This window comes from Streptomyces sp. YJ-C3, from assembly GCF_053891275.1.
In genome coordinates this window covers 4,341,681-4,356,283 of the sequence record NZ_CM132685.1, presented here as the reverse complement: position 1 = coordinate 4,356,283, position 14,603 = coordinate 4,341,681, and the positions used below count along the sequence as shown (strand labels likewise).

The following is a 14,603-nucleotide window of genomic DNA, read 5'->3' as shown; positions in this document are numbered from 1 at the left end:
AGCACCGACAAGGACGAGAACAGCCCCAGCCCGCACCGTTCCCAGTGTCGCCACCTGCTTCCCCGTACGAGTGATCGCGCACCGCCGCTTCCCGCCCGGCGGGAGCTTTCGGCGGCGCCACGCGAGTCATCGTCTCCCAGGTCAGACACCTCTTCGGACAGCGGTTCTCGGCGCAGCGAACAGGCTCTCCTCAAGCCGCCACGCGTGCCGTCCCCTCCGACGCGGCCCGGTCGGCCACCACACGCCGGCGACGCACCGGAATGCCCATCGTCGGGTTGGCGACACCCCAGGCCGCACCCTTGCAGACCAACTCCTTGTAGCGCGCCGCGAAGCGGCCGGTCAGAGCGCGGTCCACGGAACGGTCGTCGGCGGTGACGAACTGGATCAAGCCCTCCTTGCGGCCGAGCGAGATGCACTGGTTGAAGTAGCGCAGCGGGGCGTTCGGCAGCTTGCCTCCGGTCAGACGGGCCGCGATGGAGTCGGCGGCCTGCCAGGCCATGGGAGTGCCCGAGGCGCAGGACATGCGCAGGGGCTTGTCGCCTGCGCCCAGAGCGTGGCCGGAGTCGCCGATCGCGTACACGTCCGGGTGGGAGACCGAGCGCATCGTCTCGTCGACCACGATCCGGCCGGTGTCCGCCAGTTCCAGGCTGGTGGCTTCGGCCAGTGGGTGGACCGCGAAGCCCGTGGTCCAGACGGTGACGGCGGCCGGGACGGTCCTGCCGTCCGCGGTCGTGACCCGGTCCGCCTCGACCGCGGTCACCTCGGCGTTCTCGTGCACGGTGATACCGAGCCCGTCGGTGACCTTGCGCAGGTGCGCGCGGCCCTTCGGGGAGAGCCAGTCGCCGAGGTCGCCGCGCGCGGCGAGCGCGATGTCGAGGTCCGGGCGGATCTCGGCCACCTCCGTGGCGAACTCCAGGCCGGTCAGGCCACCGCCCACGACGAGGACCGTCTCGCCCTCGGTGAGACCGGCCAGGCGCTCGCGCAGCCGGAGCGCGCCGGGGCGACTCGCGATCTCATGGGCGTGCTCGGCGACGCCCGGGACACCGTTGTCGTTCCCGCCGCTGCCGAGGGCGTAGACGAGGGTGTCGTACGGCAGCTGTGCCGAGCCGTCGGCGCTGTCGACGGCGACCGTCTTGCGGTCCACGTCGATCGACGTGACCTTCGCGAGCTTCAGCTCGACTCCCGTGCCCGCGAACATCTCGCGCAGCGGGCGCGGCTTCAGGTCCTGGCCCACGGCCAGCTGGTGCATCCGGACCCGCTCGACGAAGTCGGGTTCGGCGTTGACGAGGGTGATGGCGACGTCCTCGCGGCGGAGCCGCTTGGCGAGCCGGCCGGCCGCGATCGCTCCGGAGTAGCCGGCGCCGAGGACGATGATGCGGTGCTGCATGTTCCTGCTCCTGTCTGCGCGGTTCCGGCGCCTTCTGGCCCGGTCACGCCCCTTGAACCGGGTAGCCCGCTGATTCCTGACAGGAGAGGAGTGTGACCTGCGCCACAAGGTGGATCAGAGGGCCTCGGTCAGGACCGGAGCACCGAAATCGCCCGCCGCCCAGCGCTCCGTCGCGCGCTCCAGCTTGTCCGGGTTGACCTGGCTGCGGATCGCGACGATGCCCTCCCGCGTCTGCTCCAGGCACATGACGCCGAAGACCCGGCCGTCGACCACCGCGACGATCGCGGGGCCGCCGTTGGCGGTGGTGGCGTAGAGGTCGGGCGAACCGCCGACCAGATCCCGCTTGGCCTTGGCAGGCTTGAACATCCCGCGCAGGAACTTCGCCACGGCAAGTGCGCCCTCGAAGGCGCTGGCCCGGGCCGGCACCTTTCCGCCGCCGTCGCCGACCGCGATGGCGTCCGAGGTCAGCAGCCTGATCAGCGGCTGCGTCTCGCCGCTGGTCGCCGCAGCGAGGAACTCCTCGACGACACGGCGCACAGCCGCCTCGTCGATGTCGGCCCGTGCCCCGCCGGAAGCCGCTCCACCAGCAGCACCCCCTCCGGATGCCGCCCGCGCTCTGCCCTCCGCCACATGCTTCTTCGCGCGATGGAGGATCTGCTGGCTGGCCGCCTCGCTGAGGTCCAGGATGTCGGCGATCTCCCGGTGGGAGTACGCAAACGCCTCGCGCAGCACGTACACCGCGCGCTCGTTGGGCGAGAGGCGCTCGAGCAGGACCAGCACGGCGTACGACACCGAGTCACGCTGCTCGGCCGTCTCCGCCGGGCCCAGCATCGGGTCGCCTTCGAGCAGCGGCTCGGGCAGCCACTGGCCGACGTAGGTCTCGCGGCGCGCACGGGCCGAAGTGAGCTGGTTGAGGCACAGGTTGGTGAGCACCTTGGTCAGCCAGGCCTCGGGCACTTCGATGCGCTCGACATCGGCGGCCTGCCAGCGCAGATAGGTCTCCTGTGCCGCGTCCTCCGCCTCGCTCGCCGAGCCGAGCATGCGGTAGGCGATGGCCTCGAGACGCGGCCTGGCCGCCTCGAACCGGTCCACGTCACTCAGGGTCAGGGCCATGCCCCGGATCCTAACCGTCGGGGTGCTCGCTTTCACGGCCACACCGGCAGGGGCCATCAGGGCCGCGAGCCACCGCCGGGCGGGCATGGCTCAGACCAGGGCGTTCTTGTAGAAGATGCTGGAGCGGCGGTCGCCCTCCAGGCCGGTGGCGAAGCCGATGAAAAGGCGGGCCTCGCCGGCGTCGGTGCGGTAGACCGCCAGGCCCTCGGGCTCACGGTGGTGGAGGGTGGAGCCTGCCTTGGTGAGGACGGGGCCCTGCTTCACGGCGCCCGTGTTGATGTCGACGCTGGTGACGTACGTGTTGCCGTCGCCAGTGGGGGTCCCGTCGCCGGGGTAGGCGTCACCCGTCAGGTAGTACATGTACGAGCCGTAGAGCGTGTAGCCCTGCGCAGTGCCGGAGATCGTCGGCTGCTTGAAGTCGACGAGCGGTGTGCCGAAGGTGCGTGCCTGGAAGGCGGAGAGCGGATACACGGCGATCCGCTTGCCGGCGCTGGTGTGGTATCGGACGATCACGCGCTCGTAGACCGGGTCGACGGAGCAGGTGTACTCGCTGGCCCCGGAGATCGGCCGGAAGGCGGCCGATGCGGCCGGCGAGTTCAGCGTGGTGTCGGCGGTGTAGCGGATGGGGGCGAGCGCGGTGCCGAACCCGCCGGTGTTCGTGGCGCACTCGATCCACAGCTCGGTGCCGGAGCCATCCGGCAGCGCGGCGAAGGCGACCCCGTGGCCGAAGCCGTTGAGGTGCATGTACGAGATGTAGTTCCCGTCGAAGTCCATCTTGTTGATGCACAGGTCACCGGCGGACTCGGCGCTTCCGTCCCGCTTGGTCGCCACGAACAGGAACTTGTTCACCCAGTCGAAGGCGAAGCTCTGCTGGACCCGCGGACCGTGCAGGTCCTTGGACCGGAACAGGTCGTACGACGGCTGCGTGAGATCGAACCGCTTGGTGGCGGCCACGGCGGCGGAGGCGGTCTGCGCGCCGGCACCGAGCCCGAGCGCGGCGAGGGAGACGCCGGCGCCGGTGCGTATGAGGCCGCGCCGGGAGAGAGAAGGGCCAGGGTTGCGGTTCATGAGGGACTCCAGAGGCATGGAGTGAAGGAAAGGGACACGTGATGCTATCCGCCGCAGGAGGGAGGACGGAGTGCCGTGCCCCAGCGCGCAGTTGAGCGTCGGATCGCCGCTCGGCCGAGCACGAAGTGGAGTCGCCCGAAGCCGCTCCGGCCCGCCGGCGGTGAGCGCGGCGACACCCACAACCACGTCCGCGAGACCCACGCCGTGACACACGCCCTGACGAGAATCCCCCTTGCTGAAGCAGCACGCCGCAGCGCCCAGGACCGACCGCGACGAAGGGCGTCACGCCCGCATCCAATTGTCAGCCAGCACTGGAAGAAGTACGCAGGAGTCACCGGGCCGTGACCCCGCTCAGTGGCTTCTGCGTACCGAACATGCGCTATCGCACTGTTTCTGCCTGTTCGAGCGGAGATCGACCGATCCGGCTGACGCACAGAGAGTGAGGCTCTAGGGTCAACTCATGGACGGTGAACACTGGTTGGCGTCCTGCCACCCCACGCCCGACGCGGCCTACACCCAGTGGGAACAACCCCCGCACCTCGCCGAGATCCCCCTGGGCCGGAGATTCGACGCGCTGCGTCTGCCCCAGATGCTGGGCCTCACGCTCCTCTGGGAGCTCGCCCGGGACCGAAGCCGCATCCCCGTCCTCGAAGAGCACGCGCGCCCCAAGCCCTGGATCTACGTGCTGGCCGAGCCCGGCACGGCCGAGGCCTGGGGCACCCGCCGCCGGCAGTCGGGAGCCACGATCCTGAGTGCGGGCGACACACTGACCGTCCCGTCCCCGCTCGCGGACGCCATCACCGGCGTGCAGCGGCACCACCGGTACATGTGGCGGACCGCGCCGAACGGCGCGGGGACCCTCGCCGCGTCCGACGACCTGGCCACCGCGCTCGATCGCGCGCTGGATCCGGACCGGCAGGCCGAACGGATACGCGCCGCACGCGCCGTCTTCTTCAAGGGCCGCCACCGAACAGACTGAACGGCTCCTCACATCAGCGCCGTCAAGAGTGCCGCGCCCCGGGTTCAGCAAACCTTCAGCGGTTCCGCAGCCGAGGGCGAAGGCCCACCGTCAGCTGCTTCCTGAGCATGCTTCGGCCGTGAGCCCCGTCCGGGGAGAGCCCGTCGCGGTCCCGACTCGGGTTCCTCGCAGCCCCTGCCCGGCCGAACCTTCCCTGCACATAGGGTGGAGCCGGTAAGTCCGCCAGCGCGAGAGGTCTGTAATGCCCGAGCTCCCCTCGGATCCCGCCGTCGCACAGTTCGGCCCCCAGGGGCTGCGCCGTATCAGCGTGCCCGCCTCGTACGGAACCGTGCCGGCCTCGGCCCGTACCCATCTCGCGCAGGTCGGTGTGCCGCTGCACGTCGGCCCGTACTTCATCGCGGCGGACGACACCGACGGACCCACCCTCGGGATGTACACCGGTCACCGCGGCGTCGCTCTCCAGGGCGACTGGGCGGAGTGGGTGCGCATCGGCACCGACCGCCTGGCGAGCTTGTGTGTCCGTACCGACGGCTCGGTGCAGGCCCTCTTCCTCGGCCGTGACGAGGCCGCGCTGTTCGTCAACTCGGACATCGCCGCCTTCACGCACTGTGCGGCCGTCCTGGATCGCGCCCTCCCGGTGATTGCCGCATCAGACGGGCTCCAGTCCGCCGCCGAGGCGTTCACCGCGCTGGTCCAGGAGATCCGGCAGGTCGACCCGGAGGCCGTCGCCGATCGGGAGAACTGGTGGCCGCGGGTGCTCGACGACGTCCGTCACACCCTCAACTTCCCGTTCTCGTCGGCTTTCGAGTACGTCGGCAAGGACGGCACGAAGCAGATCGTCACCGCCCAGACCGGCCCTGGCCGCATGCACCCCGAGGAGCAGCTGTGGCAGCAGCTCTCCTCCGCCGGGGTGGAGCCCGAGCAGGTCCGCCGCGTCTACTGCGAACTCCAGCCGTGCATGATGCCGGGTCACTACTGCGCCGCCTGGCTCCAAGTCGTGCTCCCGCACGCCGAGTTCACACACAGCTTCGACTACGGCGACACCGCGGAGTCACGCGAGGAAGGCCTCAAGGAACTCATCACGCACGCCGCGCAGCAGGCCCAGCAGTGATGCGCCGCCCGGGTGCCGCAGGAATGGAGATGGGTTGATGACCGCCGACCCCGCCACGGGCTGGCCCCGACCCGCATCCGGGCGGGAGCCCGCCGCGGCCGCCCTGCTCGCCTGGCTCGCTGACCCCCACGCCCCCGGTCTCGCCGTGGTCACCGGCGCCGAGGGCAGCGGTAAGTCGCGGCTCCTCTCATGGCTGATCGGTCACGGAACACAGCCCGGCACTGCCGAGGAGCGTCGCGTTCACGGCTTCGTACCGCTGCCCGGCCAGACTGCGACCACGGCTGCCTGGATGCTCGGCGAGCAGTTGTCGATCGCCGCTTCCTCCCCCGGCGACCTGCTGGCCGCGGTTGCCGCCGACCGGCGCCGCACCGTCATCGCGCTGCCCGACCTGCACTCCGCCGAGGAGCCGAACTCTCTCGTCGAACTCGTCCTGGATCTGGCCTCGTTGGAGCATGTCCGTGTCCTGGTCGAGGTCCGCTCCGGTACGGAATGGGCGCAGGCGCTCACCGCCGGACCCTGCGCCCGCATGGACCTGGACGAGCCCCAGTGGACCGACGAAGCCCGGCGCGAGTCCTGGGAGGCGGCGCACCCCGTCGGCCCGGCCGGGCTCGCGGAGCAGGACCCGGAGTCGATTGAACCGTTCGACCTGGATGATCCCGTCTCGGTCTGCGCCGCCGACCCTTGGAGTGTGACCACCGCGTACGAACGCTCCGAGGAGAGCCACGGCGGACTGCGCGCCGCCTGGCTCCGGGCCGGCGCCTCTCTGACCCGCGAGCAGCCGGCTGCCGAACGCGCCCTGGTTCTCCTCGCCGCTCTCGGTGACGCCGGTGATCCGCGCCTGCCCGCTGCCCTCAGCTTGGCCGCCCGAGAAGCTTCCTGGACCGTCGTGTGGCATCGGGTGCGCGGCGACGTCACCCCGCCGTGGCCCGGCCCGGTCCGATCCCTGGCAGCCGGCACCGGCCCGCTGGCGGGGCAACTCGTCGCCGCTGACCACCAGGGGACCGTGCGCGTCCTCGATGCGGAGAGCGCCGGTTCCGCCGGTCGCCTCCCGCATTCCGCGCACGGCGCCCGTGCCACTGCCGTGCACGGCGACGGCACTGTCAGCGTCCTCGACGAACACGGCCTCCTGCACACCCAGCGCGCCGCCGAGTCCGCACAGCCCAAGGGGCTAGCCGCCCTCCTCGACGACGGTCCCTCCGGGCATGAGCAAGTCCTCGAAGCCGTACAGGACTACACGCAGCGTCAGCAGGAGACGGTCACAGCGGTCAGCACAGCAGGGGACCACGTGATCCTCGGTGACGCCGCAGGCACCGTACACGCGGTGACCGTCGGCGCCGAGCCGCGCACCGCCGCTCTGCACCGGGGGCAGGTCACCGCGGTCGCCGGAACCGCCCTGCCCGTCTCTTCGGAGGGCGACACCGTCACCCTGCTGTACACGGGTGGCGCCGACGGCACCGTACGCGCATGGGCCCCCCACACCGACCCGATGTCCGAGCCGGTGGCCGCCCGCGACTGTGCTGTCAACGCGGTCGCGGTGGCGACGACCGAGGCCGGGCTCGTCCTCGCGATCGCCTGGGCCGACGGCCTGGTGGAACAACGCGCCCTGGACGACGACCGGTTGCGTACCTTCCGTCCCGGCGGCCAGGCTCACGCCCTCGCCTTCACGGCGGAAGGGGACTTGGTGGTGGGGACGGACGAGGCGCTCGTGCGGTTGCGGGGTCGGTGACGACGACCGGGCGGTGAGCGGCGGGGACCTCCAGGGCGTCGATCACTGAGGTACGCGCCAAAGGGCGACCAGCAATGCGTCTGGCGGTTGCATTTCGTTGCATTCCGCTTCTCCGCGCCCTCTCGGTCAACTCCGCCGCCATCAGCGCCAGATGGGACTCTTGTCACAGATCCGTGACGCGTCCGGGTTCCCCTTGTGCACCTGACAACCCGTCCAGCTAGCCTGGGGCAGAAGATCTTGTAGTTCATGGGGACGGAGCACGCGGCCATGGGTCTGGTACTGCCCAGCGTCATCGACGAGGCACTCGACCTCATCGGGGTCAGCTGGCCCAACGTCGACGAGGACGACTACTTCGAAATGGCGACGTCCATGCGGGACTTCGCCGAGGAGTTCGAGGGGCGCGGCGGTGATGCAGACAAGGCCGTGACCCGCATCCTCAACTCCTCCGAGGGCTGGGCTGTCGAGTCCATGCAGAAGCACTGGTCGCACGTGAAGACCGGTCACCTGGACAAGATCCCCGAAGTGGCAAGGCTGTTCGCGGACGCCTGCGACGGGGTCGGCGAGATCATCCGCGGCCTGAAGGTCAAAGCCGGTGTCGAGCTCGGCATTCTCGCGGGCACCATCGTCGCCGAACTCGCCGCCGCTCCCTTCACCTTGGGTATCTCCGCCGCGGTCGCCGCCGGTGAGATCACGCTGATGCGCACCATCGTGAAGCGGCTCATCGACGAGGCGGTCGATCAGATCGTCGACGCGCTCATCACGAAGGTCACCGAGCCCGTCACCGGCAAACTCGCCGAGCTCGTCTCGGACATGACCCTCGACCTCGCCGAGGGAGCCTTCAACCCCGGGGACAAGCCGGGCGGCATGACACTGGCCTCCGCGGGCGACAGCGACAGCGGCGGCTCCGGGAGCGCGGGCAAGAAGACGGTCATCGACCACTTCGAGTTCGAGGACGGCGCCGGCAAGGTCTCCCGCCACGGCAGCGACATGAGCAGCCAGTCCGGGATCCACCTCAGCAAGTCGAAGACCTCCTTCGGCAAGACCAAGGGCAAGGACCCCTTCACCGAGGTCTTCGACGGCATCCTCGAGGGCGCCATCGACGGGATGGAAAAGGCCACGAAGAAGGTCGCCGACCACGTCACGGACACGGTTCCGGACCGCGTGAAGGCTGCCTCCCGGCATCAGAAGCGCAAGGACTACGACGTCCGCGACGAGGCCGACAAGGTCGACGTCAAGAAGGTCAAGCGTGACGGGGGCACGCCCATGTACCTTCTCAGCGACGACGGTTCGATCCGCCAGCTGCATCACAACGGGACCACCAGCCCCGTCCCCCACAACGACTCCTCCGGAGTGAACGACGTACTCGGCGACAAGGCCTGGTACCCGTGGAACAACAAGGGGGACAAGCAGCGCAAGGACAAGCCCGGCAAGGGAAGCGTCGGCTCCACGAAGGTCGCGCCCGGCTCCACCGACCTGGCCCGCGCCACCCAGCTCGGGCGCTTCGCCAACCGCACCGAGCGCCCCGGCTCCTACATCCCCGGCGGCAACTACGCTTCAGCGCTGCACGACGACGGCAAGGGGAACCGTTTCATCTTGGTCGGCGCCAGCGGTAAGGCACACTCGGAACGTTCCATCGGACACCCGCTGATCAAGAAGGGCCACGAGGGCAACGTCGGCGAGCTCTACACGGAACGTGAGCCGTGCCAGAAGAATCCCAAGTGCGACAAGTATCTCGCGAGGGAATTCCCTGACAATCTCGACGTCACCCACAGCCAGAAGTACGACCAGTCCGAGAAGGGGCCGGACGGCAAGGAGCTCTCCGGTTACAAGAAGGACAGGGAGCACCGCGCCTACGTCAAGTGGCTGCACGACCAGTGGGACCAGCACGGTGTCGAGGGCGGGCGCACTGATACGGTGATGAACTTCTCGCCCTCGGACAACAAGTTCGTTCCATAAGAGGGCGGGCCCGCCGGCGGGAAGGAATCGGGGTCGCCAAGGGCGTCTCGATCCGCAACGCTGTTGTTGTGACCGCTTTTATCAACTGAGAGTCCCACGGCGCCTGTGCCGCCGCCGAGTTCGGAGTTTTGGCAGTGCTTTTCGACGTCACCCGCAGCGAGCTCGTCGACATCTTCGGCGAGGACCGGCTCGCGACTTTGCCCGCCGACGCTTTCCCGCCCGCCGCCGCGGACACCGAGGGCGCCCGCCTCCTGCAGACCGTCGGCGTCCCCACCGGGACGCTCCTGCTGCGTCAGCCCGACGAGGACGACGGCCGGCTGCCCCTCGTCCAGGACGTCGTCCGGATCGAGGACTTCGAGGACGCCGCGGAAGGCGCGGGTGACTGGCCCGTCATCGGCTGGCTGCTCAACGCCCACCTCGCCCTCGACCCGGGTTCCGGCGCGGTGCACGCCTTCGACGAGGACGAGGAGACCGCTCAGGAACTCCACGCGGACGTCTCCTCCCTCGTCCAGGTCACCGCCAGGCTCCAGCGCCTGCTCGAGGAGTTCACCTTCAGCGGCGGCGAGGACGAGGAAGAAGCCGACTTCGAGCGCCTGGAAGGCGAGGTCGAGCGCATCCGCGAGGAGACGAGCGACATCGACCCGCTCCCCTTCCAGGACGACGAGACCGTCTGGTCGACGGTCAGCGAAGAGATCGCCGCGGGCCAGCGCTTCCAGGGCGACAGCCCGGGCGCCCGCTCGCTCTACGGCTGATCGTTCTCCGATGTCGCCCGTGCACCGCGCGGTCTGCGCCGTGCACGGGCCTCTTTCCTGCGGACCCGTCTTCTCCTGAACCTGTCCGACGAACTCCCCACGCCGCATGCGCCCCGGCCCAGTAGGCGCGTGGCCTGCACGCCGCTCCATTGATGGGGCGCCGGTGGCAGATCAGAGCTGCCGCGACGCCGACGAGTAGCCACGGCCATAGGCCCGGGCCGGGGAGATGGGACAGTCTCCCCCGCTAACTCCCGGTACCAGCGGCGGAACAAGCCGTCCGGGCTCACCCCGCGAGCCCGGGGCAGACCTCACGCGGGCGCTCATCGCCACCCTCATGAATCGCGGACGCTGTCCGCGGGTGCGGGGCCCGTCTCGTGTGCGTCGTACAGGGTGCGCAGCGCCACCGTCAGCCGGCGCGCCGCGTCCTCGTCGAGCGGGGCGAGGAACGCCGCTTCGGCCTCGATGCGGGCCTGTTCGGCTTCACGCAGGCAGACGGTGCCGGTCTCGGTGAGTGTCACCACGTTCCGGCGGCGGTCCCGGTCGCTGCGACGGCGCTCGACGAGGCCCTTGCCCTCCAGGCCGTCGATGACGGCGACCATCGTCGTGCGGTCCAGGCCGATCGCCGACGCCAGCTCGTTCTGCGACCGCTCGGCACCGTCGGCTGCGATCACTGAGAGCACGCCCAGTTCCTTGGGGTGCACGTCGTACGGGGCCAGCGCCTCGCCCATCAGGTCGGCCAGCCGCAGAAACGCGTGCTTCATCAGGTAGCCGAGCCGATGCGTGAGCACGTCGGCCAATCCGACTTCGTCCGTCATGCCCGATAGCGTATCCTGTTCCTGATAATCAGCTGCACTGACGATTCCTCGCGCATCCGAAGGCGACGCGAATCGCTCGGCGCACGCACCGCAGACAGACCTTCACGCCCAGGCTCACCCCGGGTACGCGGTCACCTCACCGGGACAGCGACGTCCCGGCCCACATCCCCGCAGGAACGCACTGTGCGCGCGGCTCGTCCCGCCGCAGCACGGCGCCCGGCTCCGGGCCGCCGCGCACAGCGCACCGCACAACTCTCGGCAAGGAAGAGACGTCCTCCGTATGAGCGACTCCATAACCACCGGCGCCAACCGGACGGCGCCGGGCTCCGGCTCCCCCGACGCGCTCGAGGCACCCGACCCCCGGCGCTGGTGGGGTCTGGTCATCATCGCCCTGGCCCAGCTCATGGTGGTGCTCGACGCGACCATCGTGAACATCGCGCTGCCGTCCGCCCAGACCGACCTGGGCATGTCGGACGGCAACCGTCAGTGGGTCATCACCGCCTACACCCTGGCCTTCGGCGGTCTGCTGCTGCTCGGCGGCCGCGTGGCCGACCTCGTCGGCCGCAAGCGCACCTTCATGATCGGCCTGGTCGGCTTCGCCCTCGCGTCCGCGGTCGGCGGTGCCGCGACGGGCTCCGGCATGCTCTTCGCCGCCCGCGCGGCGCAGGGCGTCTTCGGCGCGCTCCTCGCTCCGTCCGCGCTGTCCCTGATGACGACGACGTTCACGGACCCGCGCGAGCGCGGCAAGGCGTTCGGCATCTACGGCGCGCTGGCCGGCGCCGGTGGCGCCGTCGGCCTGCTGCTCGGCGGCGTGCTGACCTCGTACCTGAACTGGCGCTGGTGCCTGTACGTCAACATCCCGATCGCGATCGTCGCGGTCATCGGCGCCAGGATCCTGCTGCACGACCGTCCTGGCCACAAGGACGTCAAGCTCGACGTGCCCGGCGTGATCCTGGGCTGCGGCGGCCTGGTCGCCATCGTCTACGGCTTCTCCGAGGCCGAGCCGCGCGGCTGGAGCGACTCGCTGGTCGTCTCGCTGCTGGTCGGTGGCGTCGCGGCGCTGCTGGCGTTCGTCCTGTGGCAGGCCCGGGCGAAGTCGCCGCTGCTGCCGCTGCACATCCTGCGTGACCGCAACCGCGCCGGCTGCTTCCTCACCATGGGCCTCGCCACGATCGGCATGTTCGGCCTGTTCCTGTTCATGACGTACTACCTGCAGGGCATCCTCGGGTACTCCCCCGTCAAGACGGGCCTGGCGTTCCTGCCGATGTCGGTCGCGATCATCATCGGTTCGACGCAGATCTCGGCCCGTCTGCTGCCCCGCGTCCCGGCCCGCGCCCTGATGGTGCCCGGCATGCTGCTCGCCGCGTGCGGTCTGTTGATCCTGACGCAGCTCGGCGTCGACTCGGCCTACGCGACGCACGTCCTGCCGGCCGAGCTGATCATGGGCCTCGGCATGGGTCTCACCTTCATGCCGGTCTTCTCCACCGCCACGCACGGCGTGCGCCCGCAGGACGCGGGCGTCACCTCGGCCATGGTCAACACCTCGCAGCAGGTGGGCGGTTCGCTGGGCACGGCCCTGCTGAACACCATCGCGACCTCGGCCACGTCGACGTACATCGCGGGCCACCTGACCGACCCGTCGAAGAAGGCCCAGGTCGTCGCGGAAGGCGTGGTCCACGGCTACACCCACGCGATCGGCTACGCGGTCGCCGCGATGCTGCTCGCCGGCTGTGCGGCGGCTCTCCTGGTCAACGCCAAGCCGGTCCGCCACGGCGCGCACTGACACCCACCGAGTGAAGGGGTCCGTACGGCCGACAGGCCGTACGGACCCCTTCGCCTTGCGCACTTCGCATGCGCGGGAGCCGCGGTGGGGCCACCGCAGCCGGTCGCGCCCCGGTCTCGTCAGGTCAGGTCCGACATGTCCAGCACGAAGCGATAGCGGACGTCGTTCCGGGCCAGGCGCTCCAGCGCCGTGTTGACCTGGGCCGAGGGGAGGACCTCGACGTCGGCGCCGATGCCGTTGTCGGCACAGAAGCGGAGCATCTCGGCTGTCGAGGGCCGCCCGCCGCTGCCGGCCGAGCTGAGTTTCTTGCGGCCCACGAGCAGGTCCATGGCCTCGATGGTGAGCTCCCCCAGGTATCCCACGAGGGAGAGGGTGCCGTCCATCGCGACCAGCTTCAGGTACGGAGCCAGGTCATGGGGTGCGGAAACGGTGTCGATGACGACGTCGAAGGTGTCGCGCGCCGCGGCCATCTGCTGCGCATCCGTGGAGGCGATCAGGTCGTGCGCCCCGAGCTGCAGCGCGTCGTCGCGTTTGTCCGTGCTGCGGCTGATGACGGTGGTGGTGGCCCCGAGTGCCACGGCGATCTTGACGGCGAGGTGGCCCAAGCCGCCGAGCCCTGCCACCGCGACCCGGCTGCCCGGGCCCACGCCGAGAGAGCGCAGCGGTTCCCAGACGGTGACTCCGGCGCACATCAGCGGAGCGGCCGCTGCCGCGTCCAGGCCGGTGGGCAGCGGGTAGGCGAACGTGTCGCGGACGACGTATTCGCGGGAGTAGCCGCCCAACGTGGTCGAGCCGTCCTGCCGATCGGTGCCGCCGTAGGTGAGCGTCGGGAAGGTGTGGCAGAAGTTCTCCTGTCCCGCGGCGCACATGGCGCACGTGCCGCAGGAGTCGACGATGTTGCCGACCGCGACCGGGTCGCCGACCGAGAAGGCGGTCACGTCGGCACCGGTCTCGGTCACCACACCGGTGAATTCGTGGCCTGGCACCAGGAAGCTTTCGGCGTGTGGATCGTAGGTGCGCAGTGTGTGCACGTCGGTGTGGCAGACCCCGCAGTAGTCCACGCGCACCGCGATGTCGTCCGGCCGCAGATCGCGTCGTGTGAGCTGTGTGCGCTCCACGGAGCCGGGGCCGGTCGCTTTCCATCCGGTGGTTGTACGCATCTCGATCCTCTTCAAACAGACTGTTCGGTCTATTGGAGCGTAGACCCATTGGGCGCCCTGAACAAACCGACTGTTCTGTTGAGTAGAATCGGCACATGCCGGAACAACCCCAGACCGCGCGTGGTGCGGCGACGTATCAGCGCATCGTGGATGCCGCCACCGAAGAGTTCGCGCAGCACGGCATCGCCGGAGCGCGCATCGAACGCATCGTGAAGGCAGCCCGCACCAACAAGGCCCAGCTGTACGCCTATTTCGGCGACAAGGACCAGCTCTTCGATGCGATCTTCCTCGGCTCGCTGGAGCGCATCACCAATGTCGTGCCGATCGACGCCGACGATCTTCCGGACTGGGCCGTGCGTCTCTACGACGAGTACCTGCGCCGCCCTGATCTGATCCGGCTCGCGACCTGGACGCGGTTGGAGCGTCGGCCCGACGGGCACTTGGTCGACACCCGTGAGCGCTACGACGACCGCAAACTGGCGGCCATTGCCGAGGCCCAGGCGGCCGGACGTGTCCGGGCGGGCGACCCGTTCGACATCATGGCCATGGTGATCGCCATGTCCATGGCCTGGTCGCCGGTCAGCAACGTGTACGCGGCCACCAGCGAGGAGCCCGACGCCGTGCACGAACAGCGCCGGGCCCTGCTCCGAGAGTGCGTCCGGGGAGCCACCACCCCCGCCTGAGGCCGGCTGACACGGTCGGCATCAGCACGGGCCCCTCCCCCGCCGACACTGCAGCGCCGCTGACCGGGCG

Annotated in this window: 12 protein-coding genes; 7 read left to right on the top strand and 5 right to left on the bottom strand. The window is 69.8% G+C overall.

Annotated features, from left to right (window positions below):
• Positions 1-190 precede the first annotated feature (190 nt).
• From ACVHNB_RS19465 to ACVHNB_RS19455, 3 genes are all read right to left on the bottom strand, one after another.
• Positions 191-1,387 carry an NAD(P)/FAD-dependent oxidoreductase gene (locus ACVHNB_RS19465; RefSeq protein ID WP_456228749.1) on the bottom strand — a complete coding sequence of 399 codons (1,197 nt, stop codon included), beginning with the start codon at positions 1,385-1,387 and terminating at the stop codon, positions 191-193.
• A gap of 114 nt (positions 1,388-1,501) precedes the next feature.
• Positions 1,502-2,500 carry a sigma-70 family RNA polymerase sigma factor gene (locus ACVHNB_RS19460; RefSeq protein WP_456228748.1) on the bottom strand — a complete coding sequence of 333 codons (999 nt, stop codon included), beginning with the start codon at positions 2,498-2,500 and terminating at the stop codon, positions 1,502-1,504.
• 90 nt (positions 2,501-2,590) lie between these two features.
• Complete coding sequence (locus ACVHNB_RS19455; RefSeq protein WP_428949856.1) at positions 2,591-3,568, bottom strand: phage baseplate protein; 978 nt, start codon at positions 3,566-3,568, stop codon at positions 2,591-2,593.
• Between the two features lie 460 nt (positions 3,569-4,028).
• Here ACVHNB_RS19455 and ACVHNB_RS19450 point away from each other — a divergent pair, with 460 nt between their 5' ends.
• The 5 genes from ACVHNB_RS19450 (at position 4,029) to ACVHNB_RS19430 (ending at position 10,092) form a co-directional block, all read left to right on the top strand.
• Entirely contained in the window at positions 4,029-4,547 is a 519-nt protein-coding gene (locus ACVHNB_RS19450; RefSeq protein ID WP_428949857.1) for a hypothetical protein, read from the top strand.
• Between the two features lie 241 nt (positions 4,548-4,788).
• Complete coding sequence (locus ACVHNB_RS19445; RefSeq protein ID WP_428949858.1) at positions 4,789-5,658, top strand: nucleic acid/nucleotide deaminase domain-containing protein; 870 nt, start codon at positions 4,789-4,791, stop codon at positions 5,656-5,658.
• Between the two features lie 37 nt (positions 5,659-5,695).
• Entirely contained in the window at positions 5,696-7,384 is a 1,689-nt protein-coding gene (locus tag ACVHNB_RS19440; RefSeq protein ID WP_456228747.1) for a WD40 repeat domain-containing protein, read from the top strand.
• Between the two features lie 246 nt (positions 7,385-7,630).
• Positions 7,631-9,340, top strand: coding sequence for a WXG100-like domain-containing protein (locus ACVHNB_RS19435; protein ID WP_428949860.1), 1,710 nt, complete (start codon positions 7,631-7,633; stop codon positions 9,338-9,340).
• A 134-nt stretch (positions 9,341-9,474) separates the two neighbouring features.
• On the top strand, positions 9,475-10,092 hold the full coding sequence (locus ACVHNB_RS19430; protein WP_456228746.1) for an SUKH-4 family immunity protein: 618 nt from the start codon (positions 9,475-9,477) through the stop codon (positions 10,090-10,092).
• Between the two features lie 332 nt (positions 10,093-10,424).
• On the opposite strand, the gene ACVHNB_RS19425 is transcribed toward ACVHNB_RS19430, so the two are convergent.
• The gene (locus tag ACVHNB_RS19425) at positions 10,425-10,907 is read right to left on the bottom strand and encodes a MarR family winged helix-turn-helix transcriptional regulator (protein WP_428949862.1); all 483 of its coding nucleotides are present in this window, start codon (positions 10,905-10,907) and stop codon (positions 10,425-10,427) included.
• 280 nt (positions 10,908-11,187) lie between these two features.
• Between ACVHNB_RS19425 and ACVHNB_RS19420 the strand changes: the two genes are divergently transcribed.
• Entirely contained in the window at positions 11,188-12,690 is a 1,503-nt protein-coding gene (locus ACVHNB_RS19420; RefSeq protein ID WP_456228745.1) for an MFS transporter, read from the top strand.
• 119 nt (positions 12,691-12,809) lie between these two features.
• On the opposite strand, the gene ACVHNB_RS19415 is transcribed toward ACVHNB_RS19420, so the two are convergent.
• Positions 12,810-13,850 carry an NAD(P)-dependent alcohol dehydrogenase gene (locus ACVHNB_RS19415; protein ID WP_456228744.1) on the bottom strand — a complete coding sequence of 347 codons (1,041 nt, stop codon included), beginning with the start codon at positions 13,848-13,850 and terminating at the stop codon, positions 12,810-12,812.
• A gap of 95 nt (positions 13,851-13,945) precedes the next feature.
• On the opposite strand from ACVHNB_RS19415, the gene ACVHNB_RS19410 reads away from it, so the two are divergent.
• A complete protein-coding gene (locus ACVHNB_RS19410; RefSeq protein ID WP_456228743.1) occupies positions 13,946-14,533 on the top strand; it encodes a TetR family transcriptional regulator in 588 nt (195 codons plus the stop codon).
• Positions 14,534-14,603: the final 70 nt, after the last annotated feature.